General features: G+C 47.1%; 23 protein-coding genes, 1 tRNA gene and 1 pseudogene. 18 read left to right on the top strand and 7 right to left on the bottom strand.

Annotation, left to right across the window (positions count from 1 at the left end; all coding sequences use genetic code 11):
• The first annotated feature begins 229 nt into the window (after positions 1 to 229).
• The 12 genes and pseudogenes from BLU57_RS09725 to BLU57_RS09780 all read left to right on the top strand — a co-directional run bounded on the left by BLU57_RS09725 (position 230) and on the right by BLU57_RS09780 (position 8,149).
• Positions 230 to 319, top strand: a tRNA-Ser gene (locus tag BLU57_RS09725).
• Between the two features lie 260 nt (positions 320 to 579).
• Positions 580 to 1,848, top strand: a complete 1,269-nt coding sequence (locus BLU57_RS09730; protein WP_090319894.1) for a tyrosine-type recombinase/integrase — start codon at positions 580 to 582, stop codon at positions 1,846 to 1,848.
• 107 nt (positions 1,849 to 1,955) lie between these two features.
• Positions 1,956 to 2,264 carry a hypothetical protein gene (locus BLU57_RS09735; RefSeq protein ID WP_090319897.1) on the top strand — a complete coding sequence of 103 codons (309 nt, stop codon included), beginning with the start codon at positions 1,956 to 1,958 and terminating at the stop codon, positions 2,262 to 2,264.
• Positions 2,265 to 2,361: 97 nt separating this feature from the next.
• A complete protein-coding gene (locus tag BLU57_RS09740; RefSeq protein ID WP_090319900.1) occupies positions 2,362 to 3,171 on the top strand; it encodes a hypothetical protein in 810 nt (269 codons plus the stop codon).
• 170 nt (positions 3,172 to 3,341) lie between these two features.
• Positions 3,342 to 3,542: a helix-turn-helix transcriptional regulator gene (locus tag BLU57_RS09745; protein WP_090319903.1), complete on the top strand. Its 201-nt coding sequence runs from the start codon at positions 3,342 to 3,344 to the stop codon at positions 3,540 to 3,542.
• A complete protein-coding gene (locus tag BLU57_RS09750; protein ID WP_090319906.1) occupies positions 3,539 to 4,105 on the top strand; it encodes a hypothetical protein in 567 nt (188 codons plus the stop codon). Before BLU57_RS09745 ends, BLU57_RS09750 begins: the two co-directional genes overlap by 4 nt.
• Positions 4,106 to 4,173: 68 nt before the next feature.
• Positions 4,174 to 4,548 (top strand): hypothetical protein, encoded by a 375-nt coding sequence (locus BLU57_RS09755; RefSeq protein WP_090319909.1) that lies wholly within the window; start codon positions 4,174 to 4,176, stop codon positions 4,546 to 4,548.
• Positions 4,549 to 5,373: 825 nt separating this feature from the next.
• Positions 5,374 to 6,170, top strand: a pseudogene (locus BLU57_RS16845) (DUF3631 domain-containing protein).
• A 4-nt stretch (positions 6,171 to 6,174) separates the two neighbouring features.
• Positions 6,175 to 6,483: a hypothetical protein gene (locus BLU57_RS09770; RefSeq protein ID WP_090319917.1), complete on the top strand. Its 309-nt coding sequence runs from the start codon at positions 6,175 to 6,177 to the stop codon at positions 6,481 to 6,483.
• A gap of 324 nt (positions 6,484 to 6,807) precedes the next feature.
• Complete coding sequence (locus BLU57_RS16090; protein ID WP_176776412.1) at positions 6,808 to 6,972, top strand: hypothetical protein; 165 nt, start codon at positions 6,808 to 6,810, stop codon at positions 6,970 to 6,972.
• Positions 6,973 to 6,975: 3 nt separating this feature from the next.
• Positions 6,976 to 7,302: a hypothetical protein gene (locus BLU57_RS09775; RefSeq protein ID WP_090319920.1), complete on the top strand. Its 327-nt coding sequence runs from the start codon at positions 6,976 to 6,978 to the stop codon at positions 7,300 to 7,302.
• Positions 7,303 to 7,579: 277 nt separating this feature from the next.
• Positions 7,580 to 8,149 (top strand): PEP-CTERM sorting domain-containing protein, encoded by a 570-nt coding sequence (locus tag BLU57_RS09780; RefSeq protein ID WP_090319923.1) that lies wholly within the window; start codon positions 7,580 to 7,582, stop codon positions 8,147 to 8,149.
• 412 nt (positions 8,150 to 8,561) lie between these two features.
• On the opposite strand, the gene BLU57_RS09785 is transcribed toward BLU57_RS09780, so the two are convergent.
• Positions 8,562 to 8,933, bottom strand: coding sequence for a DUF3617 domain-containing protein (locus BLU57_RS09785; protein WP_176776413.1), 372 nt, complete (start codon positions 8,931 to 8,933; stop codon positions 8,562 to 8,564).
• A 97-nt stretch (positions 8,934 to 9,030) separates the two neighbouring features.
• The gene (locus BLU57_RS09790) at positions 9,031 to 9,543 is read right to left on the bottom strand and encodes a DUF1993 domain-containing protein (RefSeq protein ID WP_090319929.1); all 513 of its coding nucleotides are present in this window, start codon (positions 9,541 to 9,543) and stop codon (positions 9,031 to 9,033) included.
• Positions 9,544 to 9,884: 341 nt separating this feature from the next.
• Here BLU57_RS09790 and BLU57_RS09795 point away from each other — a divergent pair, with 341 nt between their 5' ends.
• Positions 9,885 to 11,504 (top strand): MFS transporter, encoded by a 1,620-nt coding sequence (locus tag BLU57_RS09795; protein WP_090319932.1) that lies wholly within the window; start codon positions 9,885 to 9,887, stop codon positions 11,502 to 11,504.
• A gap of 118 nt (positions 11,505 to 11,622) precedes the next feature.
• Here BLU57_RS09795 and BLU57_RS09800 read toward each other — a convergent pair whose 3' ends face one another.
• Together BLU57_RS09800 and BLU57_RS09805 are read right to left on the bottom strand one after the other, a co-directional pair.
• Positions 11,623 to 12,906 carry a hypothetical protein gene (locus BLU57_RS09800; protein ID WP_090319935.1) on the bottom strand — a complete coding sequence of 428 codons (1,284 nt, stop codon included), beginning with the start codon at positions 12,904 to 12,906 and terminating at the stop codon, positions 11,623 to 11,625.
• A gap of 217 nt (positions 12,907 to 13,123) precedes the next feature.
• The gene (locus BLU57_RS09805) at positions 13,124 to 14,017 is read right to left on the bottom strand and encodes an SPFH domain-containing protein (protein ID WP_218131659.1); all 894 of its coding nucleotides are present in this window, start codon (positions 14,015 to 14,017) and stop codon (positions 13,124 to 13,126) included.
• 369 nt (positions 14,018 to 14,386) lie between these two features.
• On the opposite strand from BLU57_RS09805, the gene BLU57_RS09810 reads away from it, so the two are divergent.
• The 5 genes from BLU57_RS09810 (at position 14,387) to BLU57_RS09830 (ending at position 18,910) form a co-directional block, all read left to right on the top strand.
• Positions 14,387 to 15,085, top strand: coding sequence for an OmpA family protein (locus BLU57_RS09810; protein WP_090319937.1), 699 nt, complete (start codon positions 14,387 to 14,389; stop codon positions 15,083 to 15,085).
• Positions 15,085 to 16,299: an AAA family ATPase gene (locus tag BLU57_RS09815; RefSeq protein WP_090319940.1), complete on the top strand. Its 1,215-nt coding sequence runs from the start codon at positions 15,085 to 15,087 to the stop codon at positions 16,297 to 16,299. Before BLU57_RS09810 ends, BLU57_RS09815 begins: the two co-directional genes overlap by 1 nt.
• A gap of 589 nt (positions 16,300 to 16,888) precedes the next feature.
• Positions 16,889 to 17,497 carry a LemA family protein gene (locus BLU57_RS09820; RefSeq protein WP_090319944.1) on the top strand — a complete coding sequence of 203 codons (609 nt, stop codon included), beginning with the start codon at positions 16,889 to 16,891 and terminating at the stop codon, positions 17,495 to 17,497.
• 6 nt (positions 17,498 to 17,503) lie between these two features.
• Positions 17,504 to 18,409: a TPM domain-containing protein gene (locus tag BLU57_RS09825; protein ID WP_090319947.1), complete on the top strand. Its 906-nt coding sequence runs from the start codon at positions 17,504 to 17,506 to the stop codon at positions 18,407 to 18,409.
• The gene (locus BLU57_RS09830) at positions 18,410 to 18,910 is read left to right on the top strand and encodes a TPM domain-containing protein (protein ID WP_090319950.1); all 501 of its coding nucleotides are present in this window, start codon (positions 18,410 to 18,412) and stop codon (positions 18,908 to 18,910) included.
• 58 nt (positions 18,911 to 18,968) lie between these two features.
• On the opposite strand, the gene rsmA is transcribed toward BLU57_RS09830, so the two are convergent.
• Genes rsmA through BLU57_RS09845 form a run of 3 tightly spaced genes read right to left on the bottom strand, consistent with a single transcriptional unit; the run spans position 18,969 to position 22,051 of the window.
• Positions 18,969 to 19,733: a 16S rRNA (adenine(1518)-N(6)/adenine(1519)-N(6))-dimethyltransferase RsmA gene (gene rsmA / locus BLU57_RS09835; protein WP_176776414.1), complete on the bottom strand. Its 765-nt coding sequence runs from the start codon at positions 19,731 to 19,733 to the stop codon at positions 18,969 to 18,971.
• Positions 19,723 to 20,733 (bottom strand): 4-hydroxythreonine-4-phosphate dehydrogenase PdxA, encoded by a 1,011-nt coding sequence (pdxA, locus tag BLU57_RS09840; RefSeq protein WP_090319956.1) that lies wholly within the window; start codon positions 20,731 to 20,733, stop codon positions 19,723 to 19,725. The genes rsmA and pdxA overlap by 11 nt, the downstream gene beginning before the upstream one ends.
• Positions 20,723 to 22,051: a peptidylprolyl isomerase gene (locus BLU57_RS09845; protein WP_090319959.1), complete on the bottom strand. Its 1,329-nt coding sequence runs from the start codon at positions 22,049 to 22,051 to the stop codon at positions 20,723 to 20,725. The genes pdxA and BLU57_RS09845 overlap by 11 nt, the downstream gene beginning before the upstream one ends.
• Positions 22,052 to 22,089: the final 38 nt, after the last annotated feature.

Genomic DNA, 22,089 nt, shown 5'->3' on the forward strand with positions numbered 1-22,089 from the left:
GTCCAATTGACATCGACTCCACGATATTGCTATTGATAAGGAGTTCAGAAATCAGAAAATTCAATATCAATTCATAAAATTAAAATGAAGCGATAAGACAAATATGAAAATGATCATCATAAAGAATAAATTAGTTTAGTTCCATCGGGAGCTTAATTTATTCGTCATTAAGCACATAGAAACTAGCCAAAAAGGACACTAATCGGTATGATGCGACCTGCAAGTCAATGGAGGTGTGGCCGAGCGGTTTAAGGCAGCAGTCTTGAAAACTGCCGTAGGGGTGACTCTACCGTGAGTTCGAATCTCACCGCCTCCGCCAGGAACCCGTTTTACACCATCCAAAGACATACATGAAACCCGCATAAATACTGGAGTTTTGCGGGTTTTTTGTTTTGTATCGTACACCCTCATCTATTGCAATCCACTATATTTTGTTGGTATATTTAGAGCAAAAGTACCAACACACAAGAAAATATACCAACAATACTGATTTTTCCCATGAGAATCAAGCGCGTTTTGTTGGTATTGACTTGGTGAATATACCAACATTCAAAAGAAATATACCAACATTGCGATGCTATGAAACTTACCGATACAGCGATAAGGAAAGCAAAACCGCAATCTGCGCCGTACAGGATGGCAGACGGCGACGGAATGTATATTGAGATAACACCCAGCGGTTCCAAATACTGGCGCATGGCTTACCGCTTCTCTGGCAAGCAAAAAACGTTAGCACTTGGTGTGTATCCTGACGTAACCTTAGCCGATGCACGCGAGCGGCGCGCTGAAGCAAGAAAACTGCTTACCAATGGCACCGATCCAGGCGCAGTAAAGCAAACTCAAAAAAGGCAATCCAAGATTGCGGCGGCGAATTCGTTTGAATTGATAGCGCGCGAATTTCATAAATTAAAAACGCCTACATGGTCAGCCAGTCACGCAGCGGATTGGATAAAAACTCTTGAACGTGAAATCTTCCCCAAATTTGGCGATTCACCTGTAGCCGAAATTGACGCGCCTGACGTATTGGACGCAATACGGACAATCGAAGGACGTGGAGCGTATGAAGTAGCTTCAAGGGTATTGCAAAGAGTGCGGGCGGTGTGTGCTTATGCAATCGCAACCGGACGGGCACGGCATAACCCGGCATCAGAAATCAAAGGCGCACTTGCACCGCAACCCAAAGTGAAGCACTTCGCGGCGTTGACTGAAAAAGAATTGCCGGACTTCTTGCGCGCGGTAGCAGCATACCCATGCTATCCACTCACCAAATCGGCTACACGTTTATTAATGCTAACATTTGTCCGCACTGGCGAGGTAAGAGGCGCGAAATGGTGCGAGTTCGATCTTGACGCTAAGTTATGGACAATACCGGCGGAACGCATGAAAGCACGCGAACCGCATATCGTACCGTTATCGCGTCAAGCAATAGAAACCATAATGGAACTGCGCCAGCTAACCGGGCATGATGAGCATTTATTCCCCAGCCGCACCGGCAACGGCAAAACAATCAGCGAGAACACTGTATTAAAGGTCATAGAACGTCTTGGCTACAAAGGCCGCATGACCGGGCATGGTTTCCGCACCATCGCTTCTACATACCTTAACAGCGTAGGCATGATCCGGCCTGACATAATCGAGGCGCAGTTAGCCCATACAGACGGCAACGCAACACGGGCGGCATACAATCGAGCTGATTACATGGAGTATCGCACCGCCATGATGCAATTTTGGGCAGATACATTGGATGCTATGCAGACAGGTGAGAGATTGCCGAAGTGGGCTGATTACGAACCGCACAACTTAGATTACCGGGCGGCGCAGGTGATACCGATGCGCGCCAAGTTGTAGAGCAACACCGCCCCTGACGGAATTCAGGCAAAAAAAGCGGGGTTATCAAGTGTTAACGCACCTGGAACCCCTAACCACAACATAACACTTTAAAGGAGTGTCATATCATGGCTACTGAAAATTCTACAGTACAAGAAGGCAACACAACACCCAAACCAAAAACACGTCGCAAATCAGCAATAAATCTAAAAGTAGTTGCAAATATAGTTCATATAACGCCAGAACGCAGAAAGGCATTTGCAGATCATGAGTGGCATGAAGCCACGAAAGCGTTCATTTTATCGCTATCAGATCACGAAAAAGATATATGCAGAAAAGCCATGCTGCTTGTTCAAAACGGTCCTGTACGCAGAGAGCGGCTTTATGATTGCAAAGTGATTACTTTCCCAATCCAGAACAAAATACTCTCAGTTTAGGAGGTTCAAAGTAGTTAAGTAAGGCTTAAAAGTTTTGCCACCCCCTAGCTTTGATCAGGCAAAAAGCGGAGACCTTCACCGCCTGGGGTGGTACTTCATGAAGGCAAGTCAAGGGGTGCGCATGGACAATTTCGGCAATTACTTAACCATAAAACAAGCCAAGAATTTTCTTAGCGAAAGAATCAACAGCAAAGTAAGCAAGCTGAATTTGCTAGAGATGGCGGCGCGTGGAGACATTCGATTGTGTGCTTGGTTTGATGGTATCGTTGCGGAGTTTAAAAGACACTATCCTGACCCCATACGAGCCGGTGTTTTTCAGGTCAAATTAAAATGTTATGTACGCATACCAGAGCATGCAATCAGTCCCATTAGCAATACTTTTTCATTTGAATCAATCGAGCCGGTAGAAGTAATTCATCCATATGAAACCTATCGCGCGCCCAAAGAGTATCAATTACCAAACAACCAGCCACTACCAGGAGTAGAACCAGATCATTTTTGGGCAGCATACAGCGGGAATGCTGGGACTGGCGAAAAAATCAAATGCGTTAAGTATGAAATTAATTCCACTGAAGCTGTAACTCCCAAAGAGGATTTGCTTAATTTAATTGAAAAGAACAAAAACACAGGACAATCGGAGCCACAAGTTACCAAGTCAGAAAACATAAAACCATGGCTTGAGCCAGATCCCAAAGACCCCAAACCAGCGCAAGACTGGTACACACCAGCGCGTTATTTTGCGCGCCAACTTGTCAGAGAAGATTCAACATTGCTAATTAAGCGAAAATTGTTAGCGCAAAAGGTCGCTCAATCATTAAGCAATGTAAATATTTATAAGCGTGGCAAAAAATTGCCTCTTAGTTACACAACGATATTAAAATCATTTTCAAACGTATCTTTAGGGTAAAACTCTCAAACTTCCACCAGAAGTTTTTCCATTAAATTCATCCAACGTCAATAATGACAAGGCATTCCGTGAAACTTTCACGGACTGTTGCAAGATTCTAATGCGCATTCATAGTACGACCAATCCAATGCTGTTTATTTGGATTTGTTCAAACTCTATAGGACGCAAAAATGACAATCGATATTTCATCAACCGGATTTAGCCGTGAAAAAGTAATTCTGCAAATTATTCCAATTTCACACTCCACATTGTGGAATCACGTAAAAAATGGAAAATTTCCAAAACCCATAAAACTTTCTGAAAACGTCACCGCATGGCGCAATGCGGATATTTTGGAATGGATGGATAAAAAAGTTGGAGGTGCGCAATGAATAACACCTTAACAACCGTACGAACCCAGCACGCTGAATTACTCACACGCCGCGCCAAGTTCGATCAAAAAAAGCGCGATTGCGAAAGTCTAGTAGCCAGCATTACTTCAAAACTTTCTGGATTAGAGCAAGCGCATTCAATACTGGAAAAAAGGTATCTAGCTGATGAAGCCAATCTGGCACAGGTAACCGCATCAAGAAATGAAATTGAAGCGAAACGCGTAGAACTATCGGAAGCCGAGCGCTTGGCCAGTTTAGCCGCTGAAGCGATCCGGGAAATTGATCAGCAGATTCTACAAGCGGAACTGGCAACGACAGCAGCGCGGCGGGAGTTTTGCGTAAAACGGAGTAACGATCTGCTTAACGAAATTAAGACGGACGCAAAACTGAGGGCAAGAATAATCGAAGCGATGGCAGCGCGTGCGGCATCCGGTTCCGGCGGATATACGTTCAGTGTCGCATATTTTGCTCAACACCATTTTTCAGCAATTTTTCCGGAAATCTCAGAGACTGAAGTGCGTGCGGCGGTCGATCAATTCACAAAATCTAACGACTTGGATTGAGCTAAACAAAAAGCCCGGTATAGGCCGGGCGCTTTTGACACAACAAACAAGCTTTGGAGTTTTTCGAGATGAATCTTAACACAAAATCACTGCATTTTAACGACAAATTAACGGAAGTTACCAGCCGATTAAAAGGCATAATCAAACGGCATAACGGCGGGTTTTTGGCTTATTGCCCTTCGCACAATGACCGGAAAGGCCGAAGTTTAGCGGTGAGCATTGGACGTGAAAATCAAGTGCTGATGCACTGTTTTGCCGGTTGTGACATTCACGAGATCACGGCGGCAATCGGTTTGAATCAGGGTGATTTATTCCCAAAATCAGACCGGCAAACTTACGATCCGCAAATCCGATCATTTTTTAGCGAATGGCAAATACTGACTGCGCTTCAGCACGATAGTGTTGTCGTGCTACTGGCCGCCCCGCTGGATGTTGACCGGTAAGCCACTGCCTGAGTCTGACACTGATTTTTTATCGAAAGCAGTTATCAGGATTGATGAAGCTGTCAGATATTCCAGGAGGGGTGCGCAATGACCAACCTTGAAAATGCAGCACTTGAGATGATGGCTGGAGGCAATCAAGCCGAAGCGGCTGATAAACCCGGCAGCAATCAAAAAGAACCAGATGAAACGGTAATAAAACGCCTTGCCTCACTCTCACGGATCGACTACGACCGGGCACGAAAGCAGGAAGCCGAAAAGCTTGGAATTAGTGTCAACACCTTGGATAAAGAAGTGAATGCAGTCAAAAGAAACGAAATTGACGATTCCGGCTTTACGAGTGTTGAACCGTGGGAATATCCGGTGAATCCGGGGGAATTGCTCAGTGACATATCAGCGACCGTTCACCGTTTCATTGTGTGCAATAAAGAAACGGCGGATGCAGTGGCACTATGGGCAAGCATGACATGGTTCATTGACGCGATACAGATTGCACCGCTGGCAATCATCACCGCACCTGAAAAACGATGCGGCAAGACTCAGCTATTAACGATCCTTGGCAAGTTGTCATACCGGCCACTATCTGCCAGCAGTATCAGCCCGGCGTCACTATACCGCTGCATTGAAGCGTGGCAACCTACTTTATTACTTGATGAAACCGACGCATTCCTCAGAGATAACGAGGAACTGCGCGGTGTGATTAATTCCGGTCATAGCCGTGATAATGCTTACGTAATCAGAACCGTAGGGGATGAACACACCCCAAAACGATTCAGCACATGGGGAGCCAAGGCATTATCCGGAATCGGTCAGCTATCGGATACGTTAATGGATAGATCGATCGTGCTGGGATTGCGGCGGAAGCTTGGTAATGAGACTGTCGACAGGCTGCGGCACGCTGAACCTGATCTTTTTCTAACGTTAATCAGGAAGCTGGCACGCTTTGCCGATGATTACCGCGAACAAGTCAGACGGACGCGGCCTACTCTTCCCGAGGCATTAAACGACCGCGCACAGGATAACTGGGAACCGCTACTTGCTATTGCGGAATGCGCTGGCAGTGAATGGCTTAACCGTGCAAACCAGGTGGCTTTGAAGCTGTCAGCTAGCGACAAGTCAGCCAGTATCAGCAATGAACTATTGGCAGATATTCAGGAAGTGTTTGAATCGAAGCGCGCCAGTAAGATCAGTACCGCTGATCTAATCAAAACGCTTACCGATGATGACGAGAAGAGCTGGGCAACCTATAACCGGGGAAGGCCATTTCACCGAAGCAACTGGCGAACAAGCTAAGAGATTACGGTATTCAATCGAAGTTAGTTCGCAACGGTTATGATGTTTATCGTGGCTTTGAATTGGCACAGTTTGAAGAATCCTTTTTCCGATACCTCACCCCTGTTTTATCCGTTACAACGTTACAACCCAATAACAGCAACGGTTTGCACGTAACAAATGAAAAATGCGTAACTGTTACAAACAGCCTAAGTGTTACAAATCAATGTAACGATGTAACAGCATGTAACGTTACAGAAAATGATCCTGTTACGCTGAAACCCGCTCCAGATAAGGATTGTAACACTGTAACACATAGAATACCCCCAGCTAAGAAGATAGTGAGGATATAGATAAATGGAAGCAGCGGAAATCATCGAATATTTACGGGATAGGGATTTGACAATTACCCTGACCGATGGCGATAGCCTTGAACTGTCACCAGCGGAAAAAATCACGCACGAACTGATTGAACGGTTACGCAAGCATAAACCGGCGATTATTCAAGAGCTGAAGCGGGAACAGAATCAAAAGATTGAAATTATCCGGGCATGGCTTCACATCATTGGCGAACCTGAAGAGGATCATTTTCTTGTTTTGGATAAATGCCTGAATAATCCTGAAGCACTAGAATACTTCTTAGAACAAGCAAAGGAGGTGAACTGACACACCACAAAGCTGAGCAATCTTTTTTTAACGGTAATCTATTGGAGAAAAAACTATGGCAGTTATAAACGTTCAGGCTGAACAAAGAGAAATATCAGCATATTTAACGAGAATAGGTGTTAATCAATGCGATCACGAAACATTGTTACGCAAGATGCGCACCGATCCGGCTGGATATCAACGCTATCTTGACAGCGCAAGGAAGGCACAGCGTAAGAGTTAAGGTACTTCCATAAAAAGAGGCTAAGGGGGTAATTCGGCCCCCACTTGCGCAATAGAAACCCAAAATTTGAAATGGGTTTCTGTATAGATAGGACACAACACATGAAAACTTCAGAATTAGCGGAAAAATTAGGCATTAGCCAGCAGATGTGCAACAGGCTGAAAAAGCGCGGAATGCCTTGTGATTCCTTACAAAGCGCGATTGAATGGCGCAAGCGGAACCTTGATTTAACGCAAACTAAATTATGGCGGATTGACGGAAACTAGGGTGTGAAACCGGTTTCAATTGAAACTCTAGGATATGATCGAGCATTTGATAGTGAAGCCGCTCACAGAGTATTAACGCACACCGTACCCGATTTGTGGTTTAGCCAAGTTAACCGCTTGGACACAGCATTAAAAGAGCATGGCGTTACCTTATCAGCGGAAAAATTGCTCGAAGTGCAAGCGACACTATTTTTGCTTTACCAAATCGAGACCGACCGCTTTTTTGGGGTAGAACTGGTTTATTCGATTCCGCCAGTTTTGGGGATTCGACCGAGCAACGAAAATTATCCTTCAATGATTGCTTCATTGGAACGCGCATTAAATGTCTAAAGCTTTTTCTAAAGCGTTCGCCTGATCAGGTAAAAGTTAGTTAGCAAGGAAGCAAAACGGGAGCCTAATCCCCCGTTCTATTGACCATAGAATAAAATTTAGATTACATTGCTGATTCTTTTCTGCGACGCGCCATGAAACCAATCAAACCTAAACCAGAGAAAGACGGGGAAACAAAAAAAGATAACTAAGAAAATTAATAGCGTGGTTGAAATTGATGAATGGTGCGAAAAAGAAAAATGCAGATGTAAATTATTAAAATAAAAAGGAAGCTGTAATGAACAAAAACAAAAAAATATCAACAGCGGTTGGTGGCCTGCTGTTGTGCGCTTCAATATCAGCAAATGCAACGCTGGAATCAAGGCTTGGTGGATTGGCGTATTACGATACAGAAACAAACCTTACCTGGACAACTAATCCAAGTCCAAATGGCATAAGACCTTGGTCAGAGCAACTGTATTTTGCAAATAATTATGTGCTTGATGGAATCAGTGGATGGAGAATGCCAACTGAACGAGAAATTCTCGATCTGTTCAGCTCAGTGACTACGTGCGATATTATGAATTTTTTCTGCGTTAACAAACCAGATCAGCCGCTTCATGCGGTTGATTATTTATTCAATAGCAAACTTGAAAAATATGGTGGACTGTATAGATTTGAATCACTAGAACACATTCTTATTGAAGGCACACCTGACGCATCATTGTGGCCGGTTCACGACGGCGATGTCGGTTTGTTAAGCCCAGTACCAGAACCATCCACATACGCGATGTTGCTTGCTGGATTGGGATTAATTGGAATTAGCAGAATACGCAATGCCAATATCAACAAAGCAGCAATTGCCTAACTAATCGCAACAATCAAAAAATGACAAACCCGCTTTGGCGGGTTTTTGTGTGGCATGGCCAGGTGCTATGATTTTTAAGATTGCAGTGCAGCACACGGAAGCAGAGTAATTTTGTTGGTACATTTGTTGGTATAAACTAAAGCCAAAAATATTAAATCCACATATATAAATGGTTTCAGAGAAAAAGGCGTATGACACCGCCCGTTGAAATCCTACGCATATAAATTTCCATCAATTGTCCCTGCCCAAAATTTCACTTTTTCCTGCTCGTTTTAAAAGCAATCGTAATCTGTGATCAAATCCGGTCTGGTGTTTCAGGATTATTGGCGACAGGAGCGGGACATTCGCTACTGAAATTATGATTGGTCTGAAGACGAATGTTTCTTAATGGCAACAGGAAATTTCCGCTTCTTTAGCAATCGCCAATCCGCCTGCCCGTGTATGTGTGATCTATTTCCATGGGTTCCGATTCAGGCATTTTCATTTTAATGATGGCGGAACCTTTATATTTGTCCGAGCTGAAAATAATTCTTCCCGCGCCATTCATTTTCAGCTCACCTTTGCACTTCATTTGCCATGAAGCATCATTATCGATAATTTTATAATCAAAAAATTCACAGGACTCATGCACAGCAATGGGCGGTTTTCCTTGGGTTTTATTATTGACGCAAATGACATTTGTATGGATAGGCATCGGCGTCATGATGTGCGGCATTATTGTCTGCGTGGTGACTTCCCATTTGCCTTTTGGAAATTGCTGCGCATGAGCGCTGAATGCAGACAATAAAATTGCGATTGATACACCATAATTAAGAAAATACTTCAATTCGCTTCCCTCATAACGCCGATAACAAATGGCAAGATCAGTATTGCAGCAACAGTTAAAAACTGCCCATGAAATCGCCTTTGCCGACATCCAGTCCGTTGTGCCGCAGAATCGCATAAGCAGTAGTGACATGGAAGAAGAATTGCGGCAATCCATAGTTGATCAGGTAATTGTGCCCGATCATCTTTTTCTCTTTCGGTGTGCCCGGACGCAACACGATATCGCGTGTTTCGCTGCCCTCGAACTGCGTGGGTGTCAGACTTTCGATAAACGATAAAGTCTTAGCAATTCGCGCCTGCAAATCGGCAAAAGTCTGTTCATTATCTTCATAGGCTGGCACCTCAACTCCCGCTAACCGGGCTGATACACTTTTGGCGAAATCCGCAGCCACTTGCACCTGGCGGATCAAAGGAAACATATCAGGATATAGCCGGGCGTTCAGCAATACGGCTGGTTCAAATTTTTTCTCGGCGGCATAGGTTTCCGCTTTGGTCAGAATGGCACTTAAGCTGGTCAACAGCTGCTTGAAAACGGGTACTGAGGTTTTGTACATATACGAAGTAGTCATCAAAATATTCTCCTGTTAATAGTTGAGTGTAATGTCATGTGTGGCATTCAGTATCTCATGATTATGCGGGATTGCGTGCGAACAACAATGACACTACTGCTGATTACCGGTAAACACAACTTAAAGCCGAGAAAATGAGAGTGTTCGGGAATGCTGTATAGTACCTAAACCGAAACCAGCTGGTACTTCTTGATACTGTAGTTAACGGCTTGAATGGAGCCTCAAACCATGACAGACATTAAATCAGACGTATTTTTCCACCTTAACCGGCTGGTGACAAGCTCCAACAATCCCTGGGTGATCAGCTGCGGCTGCTTTGCTAACTGAGGGTAGCAAACGGAATGACGGTTTCTGCCTTTTCTCCATTCAAACATCGGATTTTCACGATGCTGTGGATTGCGACGTTGGTTTCGAATATCGGCACGTGGATGTTCAACGTCACTTCCGGCTGGGTGATGACCGGGTTATCCTCCTCGCCCGTTATGATATCGATGGTACAAGCGGCAACAACTTTGCCGGTTTTCCTTTTTGCTCTTCCCGCCGGAGCATTGGGTGATCTTTTTGATCGCCGCAAACTGCTGATGTGGACACAAATCTTTCTGGCAGCCGTACTGTTGCTTTTTACCGCACTGTTATGGATTGGCAGCGTTAATGCCTGGATCTTGCTGTTGTTTACTTTCGTCATAGGTACCGGATCGGCTTTTGCCATGCCGGCATGGCAGGCGATCGTGCCGCGTCTTGTGCCGCGCGATACATTGAGTTCCGCCATTGTGTTAAATGGCATCAGTATGAATATCGCCCGCGCCATCGGACCGGCATTGGGTGGTTTTATTCTGGCCGCAGCCGGTGCCGTGGCGACGGCTTTTCTGGATGCTATTTCCTATCTTGCCGTCGCGGCAGCATTGCTATGGTGGCGTACGAGCACCGCCCAAGACAACGCATTGCCGCGCGAACGCTTGGCCGGTGCCATGCGTGCCGGTATCCGCTTTGCCTTTCATAGCAGGCCGCTACGCCACACCTTGATTCATGCGCTGGCTTTTTTCATGTGCGCATCCGCTTACTGGGCATTACTACCGCTGATAGCGAAGGATACATTGCAAGGTGGCCCCAGCCTTTACGGTATTTTATTGACTGCATTGGGTATGGGTGCGGTATCTGGCGCATTTCTACTCCCTGTCATGAAAAAATATTTCCGTACAAACACAATCATGATAGTAGCAACATCGGTAACCGCGCTGAGCTCCCTGCTGTTTGCTTATGGCGGGCATGCGGTGATCGGCATGGTCGCGGGATTTACAGGCGGCGTGTCATGGATCATGGCGGTTTCGCTGTTGAGTGTTTCCGCGCAAATGGCGTTACCGGATTGGGTTCGTGCTCGCGGACTCGCCATTTTCCAGATGGTAGTTTTTGGTGCAATGGCAGCGGGATCGCTCAGCTGGGGTCAGGTAACGGAAATGATTGGTTTGTCAAAAGCTTTGACCGCGTCAGGATTGTTAGCGCTGTTGCTGATTCCGATCACGGCGCGGTTCAAACTCAATCTGGGCGAACACCATGACTATACGGCGTCCGGTCATTGGTCCGATCCCGCGCCAGTGATTCCTGTGTCGCACGATCATGGCCCCGTGCTGGTAACGCTGGAGTATCGTATCGACGATGTGGATCGCGCTGCTTTTTATTTGCTGATGCTGGAATTGGAGATAACCCGCCGCCGCGACGGTGCCATTCAATGGGGATTTTTCGAGGATGTCGAGGACCATGGACGATTCATCGAGATGTTTACGGTTGAATCCTGGGTTGCGCATTTGCGCCAGCATGCCCGCGTATCCGTATCCGACAAGTTGCTGCAAAATAAAATTTTTGCCCTGCATCGCGGAGAAACCTCGCCACGTGTTACGCATGCTGTTGCACCGCATATCGGCGGCCATCCGAAAACAATCCCCAAAACACATCACGATTTATGAAGGGGAAAAACCACAGCATTATCTGAATTCTGGTAGTGCAGTGAATTGAGTAATACCGGTTTTTATAGGGGGGTGACAGAGCAATCACCGGTACAAAACCGGCGATTGCTTGATCATACTAAGGTTTCGCTGGTTGCAACTTCAACATCATGGGTTGCAGACGCTTGATGGTGGAAGGCGCAAGCTGGTCTTTCACTTGCAACGATTTGACCGCCGATGCCGGAGCGCAATTAGCCACTTCGACCAATTTCACCACCAGTGGATTGAAAGTCACATCCACGCCGGTATAACTGCCGGCATCGTCACCGTCGCGATCGCCGCGGAATTTGAATTCCTTCACTGGCCCATTTGGCCCGCCACCCTGACGGTCATCGTTATGATCGGTGTCAATATAATGCGCTGAGCTTTCCAAAGCGCTGACGATACTGTCAATGCGCCAGCCAGGGGGGGCCGTATAGTACGTATCGTTACGCTCACCTTCCGCAGTCGTCCAATCGCTCCGTGTTTCTTGCGCTTTCATCCAGAGCCGTAAGTTGACGCGCGTGCCTTGGATACTCCAGGTTGCTTTAGCCCAAACTTCCGGACCATGACCACCGAATTCCTTATCACCTCGGGTATGAGGCGGTGTGAACGATAAGTAGGTATCGCGCGCATAGGTTTCGGTTTTTTCCCGGCATACCGGTGTCGCGGGCTGAATAACAGCGATGCTGGAAATAGGATGATTCTGCCATTCCAACGTGAGACGATCGCTGGTTTTGGACAAAGGAACACCGTTGGCGCCGAGGTTAAGGGTCATGTGATAGTGCGTTAATCGATCCAATTCGGGAGAGACATCCAGTGTTCTCGAGGTGTCATGCAACGTTACTTTGATCGGCGTGGTATCGAAATCGTAGCCAAAAAATTCCAGCTTGTTGCGGCGGCTTGGATCCAGCGCCATATCCACTGCGGCCGGAACTACATGACACAGCGCCGGTTCAACCGGCGGCACTGCTTGATGCATCAAGCGCGCGCGAATCCTCACCAAAGCCTGGCGCACGCGCGTACCGATGAAATCCACATTACAGCGTAACTCATCGCCAGTAGCGGCCACGCTGCGATTCAGCACATCCGAGACTTCATTGCGTACGGTGGACTGCGCATCGCTCGTCAGCTTCGCCGTAGTGTCTTGCAATACCGCTTGCCACGATGCGGAATTCCGGTCCAAGGCATCGATGGCGTTATCCAGTGTAGCTACGGTATCACCGGCAACATCGCTGACTTTATCGGTCAACTTGTCGATTTTATCGCCGATGCTGCAACCCGAGATCAGAAGCGGCACAAATATCATGCTCCAGAGGAACAGCTTGTGGATTCGATGAGATTGCTTTGCAAAATGAAACAATGTGATTGTGGTTGCTGACATGCTGTTATTCTCCTTTATAGTGTCGATACACTCGCATTTCTATTGCACTGAATCAATATTGCCGATATCGCTTTCACTATATAGCGATATCTCAAATTAAAGTCAAACGTGAATGACATTACCTAATTCTTTATCTTATTTAAACTTTTAGTTAATCGTGATTTACGGTATTCACCGCAATGACTGCCGGATTGCAGGCTAAAGCAGTTTATGGCGCCTATTGCGTCGATTGCGCCATCTGAATCACCGGTTGCGCACCCGATTCCGATAACAACACGGTCATCATATTGGTGACCAGCACTGCCCGTTGATCGGGTGTCAGCGTAACGATTTTTTTATCTTCCAGATTCTTCAAAGCCACCTCGACCATACCGACTGCGCCATCAACCAGCTTCTGCCGGGCCTGCACCACCGCTTCCGCTTGTTGGCGCCGCAGCATGGCATTGGCGATTTCGGGCGCATAAGCCAAATGGGCGATTTTGGCTTCCTCGATCACAATCCCGGCCACTTCGACGTGTTGCTGTATAGAATCACGCAACAGCGCCGCAATGGCATCCAGATCGGTACGCAGGCTCTTGCGTTGCCCTCCTTCGGCAGCGTCATAAGCGTGGCTGCTGGCCACTTGCCGCACGGCGGACTCGCTTTGAATTTGCAAATAATTCAATGTGCTTTCAACATCGAACACAGCTCTGGCGGTATCCTGCACCCGCCAGGCAATCACGGCGGCAATTTCAATTGGACTGCCACGTTCGTCGTTGACCTTTAGAACCGGTGTATTCCAGTTATTGATCCGTAAGGACACGCGAGTCCGGTTATAAAACGGATTCACCCAGAAAAAACCGCTCGCATTAACCGTTCCGGCATAGCTGCCGAAAAAAACCATGACGGCTGCTTGGTTGGGTTCGAGCGTGAATAACCCTTTGCAACAGAAAAGCGCTACTGTAAGTAATGCTGTACCAGCTATTAATTTGACAGGACCACCCGGCGTGGCCACTAAAAAAACCGCGAACAATATCGCCGGTAGCAATACCATCAACATCAACCACCCGTTGGTACCGGAAATGATCTGTTCGTCTGTACCGATTACGCTACTGCCCGATTTCTGGTTCACATTTATCCCCTTTCAATGGTTCATTGCACACAATTAGTGTGTTTCTGTGCTATTCTCGACCCTATCCATTCCAATCAAAATCATTTCCGGCTATTGATATCTGCTAACATAGCATTTTTTTGTAAAGAGTTATGCGATAAACATAACATCAAGCAATAAAAAATTTGTGCAATCCAATGAAATTAGAGGTAATGTACTAACCCTAGGAAATTGCACACTATTCACGTGTAGAAAAAACACTCTCTATTCGGTTTAACCACAGCATCTGGGCAAAGTAACTTTCAATACACTAAAATATTGCAGCTTATATCCGTTAACATCTGCTTGCATCAGCAACACATTAAAAATCAATAAAACGAGTATTTCCCTATGCGTTCAATTATCATTGGATTGTCTGTGATATTTTTTTCCTTATCGGCTTTCATTACGTATAAGGCCATGAATTTCCAGAGTTACACAGCTGCTTATTCTTATTTAAATAATCAATCGGATACGGTATTTACACCGCCGCCCATACCGGCGCCTCTAGTTGCAGCGCCCCCTGCGGCAGCGGATACTTCGATCCAACCAGGTGGTGATTCGGAAGCCGATAAGGCTTTCGCTACAGAAATGCAAGAAGCCATCACGCAGCTTGAGAGTAAAGTGGCGACAGCAGAAAATAAAATAGACGGTATTAAGACGATCAATCCGGATACTCAATCGCGCACCGTGACAGTATTCGGCGGTAAGACATTCCGTTCCGGCCAGGATGTGATTCAAGATGTTGCTTATTCCGCAATTGAAAATCTAGTACAGGAAATATCCGCATTTCCAAATAGCCGTATTCTCATCGAAGGTCATACCGACAATATACCGACTGGTAAATCCGGCAGCGACAATATGGATTTATCTTTGCGCCGCGCAAAGGCGATTGCCAATATATTGGTTTTACACGGCATACCGAAAGATCGGATATCGGTTACTGGTTATGGTGATACACAACCGATAACTTCCAATAATACCGAAGAAGGTAGAGCCAAAAACCGCAGAGTTGAAGTAAAACTTTTGCCGCAAGAGGGAGCTAATTAATGCACATGTACTCGCAGCACTTTAACCTCAACCGACTTCCATTCGAGAATGTACCGGATCCATTATTTTTTTATGATCATGGGGATCATGCCCGGATTCGTAAGCAAATATCCGGTTCACTGCTCAGCGGACGTGGCTTGATTGTTGTCACCGGTCCGATCGGATCCGGAAAAACAACGTTGAGTCAGATGATAAAGTCTGATTTTCCTGAAAATATCAAACTCATCTGGATGGCTGAACCGCCCGCGAATAGCTCGGATCTTTACTTATTTCTGGCGCAAGAGCTTGGAGTGCAGCCGACTTCGGCGGAAAAAACCTTCGTTATGCGGGATATCCGGAATGTATTGCTAAAAATCAATGCGGAAGGAAAAAAGTGCTTAGTCATTATGGATGAATCCCATCTGATGACGGAAGATGTGATCAACGGTATTCGCTTACTCAACAATCTTGAAGAAGGATCCACCAAACTCATTCAGCTATTGCTTCTTGGTCAGGAAGAGCTGATGGAAAAAATCAACCGGCCTGAGATGGCGCCCTTTAAACAGCGGATCGCTGCGCTGGAAACACTGGGAAAGATGAATGTCGACCGGGTGTTACAGTACATCAAACATCGTATTCATATAGCAGGAGGAACACCTGAGCTCATTTCAGATACCGGATGGGAAGCACTCACGATCGCGTTCGGTTCAGGAGGAACGCCACGGACCATCAATTCACTCTGTGATCGATCGCTCAATGTTGCTTATGAGCGCAATAAAACCATTGTTGATGCTCAGGATGTGTATGAAGCTACCCAACGAATGGGTATGATAACCGACGTATTTCATTACATTATTCTACTCAACAACCGGGAAAGAAAGAATCAGGAAACACACTCGCCTGCAACCGGAACTGTCGCGCAAGAATCAACGCCACCCGCAGTTGAGAAAGTTCAGATCGCTACGCATACTGTCAAAAAAACCGAACCGAAAGTAAATCCGGAAGTTAGCAATGAACCGCTGAATATTCCTGAAGAAAAAATCGAACTTTCTGAACCCTCGTATGACGATATTGCACAAGTGATCAAGGCTAAATACGATCAGAAAGGCTTGATGCTTTCCATGGCAGTCCTCGCTCTATCAATTACTGCGTTTGTAGCCAGTATTTTTTTCTTTTGCCACCGCTCCGATTCTTCGGGAGTACTTGATTGCCTTCGTAACTTAATGGGTTTTTGATCAATCCTGTATGCATATCAGTCAGGATTGAATAAAACAAAGCCCGCTCGTGAAGCGGGCTTTGTTTATATCAGGCTCAATCGAATTTAATCGTTCAGGTTATTTTTCTTCCGGCGCACGATAAAACTCAATAAGCATGGATCCCATGCAAACAGCATGGCATATATTTTTGGCTCCGGCACAGAAGATGCTGGAGAATCACTCCAATGCACATATCGTGTATACCTGCATAATCGAAAGAGTGCTCTTTTAATACGAATTTGCCATTCTATGCAGCATTCACGTTCACGGTAATATGCGCATCGTCATTTGGTCATTTATCATCAGAGTTGCGGGATGATGGGTTACTTTCTTCATCGGAAGATGGCTTATTGGAAACAGGTGCTTCTTTGTCGTTGCTTGGAGATCGATGATCAGAGTTGCCGGGTGCCGCTTTCCCGGCATTACCCGGAATACCGTAAGCCAAAGCGCTTAAACTAAATACCGGTTACACAGCATTATGTCATCAGCTTTGTTAAACTCAATAAAGATTGTAATTGCTAATTTCATCTCCATTTATAGGGTAATTTCAATTTTATGGGAGCAGGATATGCGCGCTTTTCTATCGCTCACGGTAATTCTCTATGCGCTTCTTTTAAGCGGCTGTGGTTACAATACGTTGCAAGCGACTGATGAACAAATTAAAGCTAGCTGGGCGGAAGTTTTGAATCAATATAAGCGCCGCGCTGACTTGGTTCCTAATTTGGTCAATACGGTTAAGGGATTTGCCGCACAAGAAAAAGATGTGTTATTAGGCGTTACGACTGCTCGCTCCAGAGTCGGCAGTATTCAAGCCACCCCGGAGTTGCTCAATAATCCTGAAGCTTTCGCCAAATTCCAGAACGCACAAGGTGAATTATCGAGCTCACTCGCTCGATTACTGGTCGTCACTGAGAACTATCCTGAGTTAAAGTCGGATGCAAATTTCCGCGATTTACAGGCACAGCTGGAAGGTACTGAGAACCGCATTACCGTGGCACGCAATCGTTATATCAAGGCGGTACAGGAATACAATATCGTGGTGCGCTCTTTCCCCAGCAATCTCACGGCAATGATGTTCGGTTTTCAAACTAAACCCAGCTTCACCGTGGAAAATGAGCAAGAAATATCAGCAGCGCCCAGAGTGGATTTCGCTGCGCCTGCACCGGCGGAGAAATAAGCCAATATGATACTCGCCAGAATGATCCGGTCGGGAATAGCAACATGGTTGCTCATAACCATGCTGCTGAGTGCCACGCTCGCTATGGCCGATGCAACCATTCCTCCGCTCAAATCACATGTCAACGATTTGACTGCAACCCTCTCCGCCAGTGAAGTCATGCATCTGGAGCAAAAATTACAGGCATTCGAGAAAACTAAAGGCAGTCAGATTGCAGTATTAATGATTCCGACTACACAGCCTGAGACCATCGAGCAATATTCCATACGCGTGGCGGAAGCGTGGCAATTGGGGCGTAAAGGCATAGACGATGGCATTTTATTGCTCATCGCCAAGAACGATCGCGCCTTGCGTATCGAAGTTGGTTACGGATTGGAAGGCACGATACCGGATGCGATAGCCAAACGCATTATCGCGGATATTATGACACCGCATTTCAAACTGGGTCATTTTGCCAACGGTATTGATGCCGGAATCGAGGCCATCATTCACCTGATCCAAGGCGAACCGTTGCCGCTTCCTAAAAACTCCCGGAACACTAATAGCGCTGCGGGTGAACATTCTCCAATCGAAAATTTTGTTTCCCTCCTGATCGGAGCGATGGTGCTGGGAAGAATTCTACAAGTTATGCTTGGCCGCCTTGCCGGCGCAATGGTTACCGGTATTGGCGTGGGAATCATCGGATGGTTGTCTTTTGCGTCGTTGACAGTTGCCATTCTGATTGCGATCGCGGCATTTTTCATCAATCTCTTTTTGAATAGCGGCGGAGGAGTTTATCGTACCGGACGTAGTGGTTGGTCAGATCGCAGTTACCGGCACGACGGCTTTGATCGTGGCGGATTCGGTGGTGGCGGTGGCTTTGGTGGCGGGGGCGGCGGTTTTGGCGGCGGTGGCGCATCGGGGAGGTGGTAAATGAATTTTGCTCGTATCCTGCGCCACCTATTAACCGGACAATTGACACAACGCCGCACATTCCCGGCCGTATCGCTTGCAGTGATCGAACAAGCGATTGTGCAATCGGAAATGACACATGGCGGTGAGATTTGTTTTGCCGTGGAAACGGCGCTGAATACACTGCCGCTACTCAAAAACCAGAGCGCCCGTGAACGCGCGATTGAGGTGTTCTCACAAATGCGGGTTTGGGATACCGAACACAATAACGGTGTGCTGATTTACTTGTTATTGGCCGATCGCACTGTGGAAATCATCGCCGATCGGGGTATTCATGCCAAAGTCCCGGATCAGGAATGGCAGGATATTTGCCGGATGATGGAATCGTCATTCCGGCAACGGCAATTCGAGGCTGGCGTCATCGCTGGTATTCATGCCGTCGGCATGCAGTTGCAGAAATATTTCCCATTTGATCCGGAGAAAGATACCAATGAACTCCCCAATAGGCCCGCAGTACTTTAAAGCGGCGTGCGGCTGAGAGCCGTCAGCCGCCGAATCAGCAAGCATGCAATGCTCATCGTCAAGAGAGGAAATTCGCGATCGCGGCAAATTCCTCTACGGATAAATTCTCGGCACGTAACCCCGAATCGATTCCCAAGGCGCTGAAATCACTGGCCGTTAAATGTTGTTGCAGTGTGTTGCGAAGCGTTTTGCGGCGTTGTGAAAATGCCGCAGTGACAATTTGTGAAAATAACGCTTCGTTCTTAACGATGCGCGCGGACGAATCGCGTGGAGTCATGCGAACGATGGCCGATTCAACTTTGGGTATGGGGCGGAATGATTCCGCCGGGACACTGAAAACATATTCCATATCGAAACGGTACTGCAACATGACGGAGAGCCGCCCGTAATCGGCGGTGGCGGGTGAACCGACCATGCGATCGACAACTTCCTTTTGCAGCATAAAATGCATATCCAGGATATGTTCCGCAAATTGGCTCAGATGAAACAGTAACGGTGTTGAAATGTTATAAGGTAAATTACCGACAATGCGCAGTTTGCTGCCCAACGCGGAAAAATCAAATTTCAGCGCATCGGCGGCATGAATGGTCAATTCTTCCTGAGCAAACACCTGATTCAATTGACTCACAATATCCCGGTCAATTTCGATTACGTGCAAATGATCCAGAGCCTGCAATAAAGGACGTGTCAGTGCACCCAACCCTGGGCCGATTTCAATAATCCGGTCACTTTTCTGCGGATAAATTTCGGCGACGATTTGCGCAATAATATGCTGATCGACCAGGAAATTCTGGCCAAAACGTTTACGCGGGTTATGACGCATGATGGAGAAATTGAGCTTGATTCTTTGCTAACTGCACAGCCATTTCAATCGCTGTCAGCAGGCTGCCCGGATTCGCCCGTCCTGTTCCAGCTAATTCCAAAGCAGTGCCATGATCAACCGATGTACGAATGATGGGTAATCCCAGAGTAATATTCACACCACCGCCAAAACTGGCATGTTTCAGAACCGGTAAACCCTGATCGTGGTACATGGTAAATATACAATCGAATTGCTTCAGTTGCGCCGGATTGAACAAGGTATCCGCCGGTACCGGACCGGTCAGCTGCATGCCTTCGGCACGTAATTTATTCAGCACCGGAATGATGACATCGATTTCTTCCCGGCCTAAATGCCCTGATTCACCGGCATGCGGGTTCAGTCCGGCAACGGCAATACGCGGATTTTCCAACATAAAGCGCGTGATTAGATCGCGTTGAATGATGCGTAATTTGCTTTCGATTCTATCCGCCGTGATGGCCGCGGCTACATCTTTCAGCGGCAAATGCGTGGTTGCTAGGGTTACACGCATATTCCCGCCCGCCAGCATCATAACAACGGGGCTATGCAGTAATTCGGATAAATATTCGGTATGCCCGGTAAATGGAATACCGGCATCGTTGATCACGCCTTTATGCACGGGTGCAGTCACCATGCCGTCAAACTGACCAGATTGGCAAGCGGCAACCGCATGGCGAAGCGTTTCTAGCACGTACTGCGCATTCGCCGGATTCAATGTGCCCGGAATTGCTGCTTGCGCCAATGGCACATGCATCAGCTGCAAGCTACCGGCTTCATACGGCGCTGACGGCGTTGCGGCGGCATCGATAAATCTCAGTGGAAGCTGCAACTGCTGTGCTCGAGCCATGAGCAACTCGCCATCCGCAATGACAACTAAGCGGCACGATAACGGTTGTTGCGCGATTTGCACGCATAAATCGGGACCGATTCCTGCCGGTTCGCCGGGTGTCAGTACGAGTGAGGGAATGAATTTAGTGCTCATGGTCGTCGTCCAAACGGTATTCCACATAGGCTTGATCGCGTAGCTGCCGCAGCCATTCTTGCACTACGACATCGGCTTTACGTGAGCGTATCGCTTGTCTTGCGGTCTGACGGCGCCGGTCCAGGCTGATATCTTGCGAGCGGCGTTCCAGTACTTGGATTAAATGCCAGCCAAATTGCGACCGGACCGGATCGCTCACCTGCCCCGGCAGCAGCGCATTCATCGCTCGTTCAAAATCTGGCACGGTATCACCTGGCGAGAGCCAGCCGAGGTCACCACCGGAAGAAGCGCTGGTATCTTCGGAATAAAGTTTCGCGACTTCTTCGAAGTTTTCTCCCTTATCCAGCCGCTCCTTAATCTGAAGAATCTTTTGCTTGCCATCGCTTTCCGAAGTCAGTTCATTAATTTTAATCAATACATGGCGCGCATGTGTTTGATCAATGATGACAGTCGGTGTTTCTTGTGCGCGCCTGCCAAGCAGCTTGAAAATGTGGAAACCGCTGGGGCTTTGCACCACTGGCGTCACATCACCGGGTTGCAGCGGTTCCAGCAGCTCGGCGAAGGTTGGGCCCATTTGCGTGACTGGACGCCATTCGATAATGCCACCGGTCTTGGCGTCGGCGGCATCGGAAAATTCCGCCGCGACCTGGGAAAAATCCACGCCCTGCTGAAGCTTATCGGACGCCAATTTTGCCCGCTCCGCTCTTTGCTGAACTTGACTCGGCGCGGTATTTTCCGGTACCAGGATCAAAATATGCGCAAGCCGGTATTCGTCTTGGCCTTCGGAAGTGGATTTTTGCGTCTGGAGGTAATTATCCACCTCCCCTTCGGTGACATTTACTTGATGTTTCACTTCCCGTTCCTTAAGCCGCGCCATGATCATTTCTTCGCGGATTTCATCGCGGAATTTGTTGTAACTGATGCCGTCTTTTTCCAGTACTGCATGAAATTCCGGCAAGGATAATTTATTGTCCGCCGCAATCCGTTGTATGGTCTCGTCCAATTCGCTTTCACCGACCGCCAGGCCGACTTCCTTGGCATGCTGTAATTGGATGTGTTTCATGACGACCGATTCCAGCACCTGATTTTCCAGGCTGCGCTGATCCGGTAATTGCACGCCTTGTTGCTGCAAACGGCCAACCGCTGTCTTCACCGCATCGTCAAGCTCCTGGCGCGTGATCACATCTTCGTTCACCACAGCTACGATATGATCGATGGGTTTGGTAGCCGGAACGAACATCGACTCCTGCGCGGCAATGGGAGCCGATAGCAATACGATAAGCAGCAAGGGAATGCAAAAATAATTGCTTTTATGCATAAAATGACAATACTGGATAGATGCGATAGGAAAAATCA

This window comes from Nitrosomonas oligotropha, assembly GCF_900106555.1.
Classification (GTDB): Bacteria; Pseudomonadota; Gammaproteobacteria; order Burkholderiales; family Nitrosomonadaceae; genus Nitrosomonas; species Nitrosomonas oligotropha_A.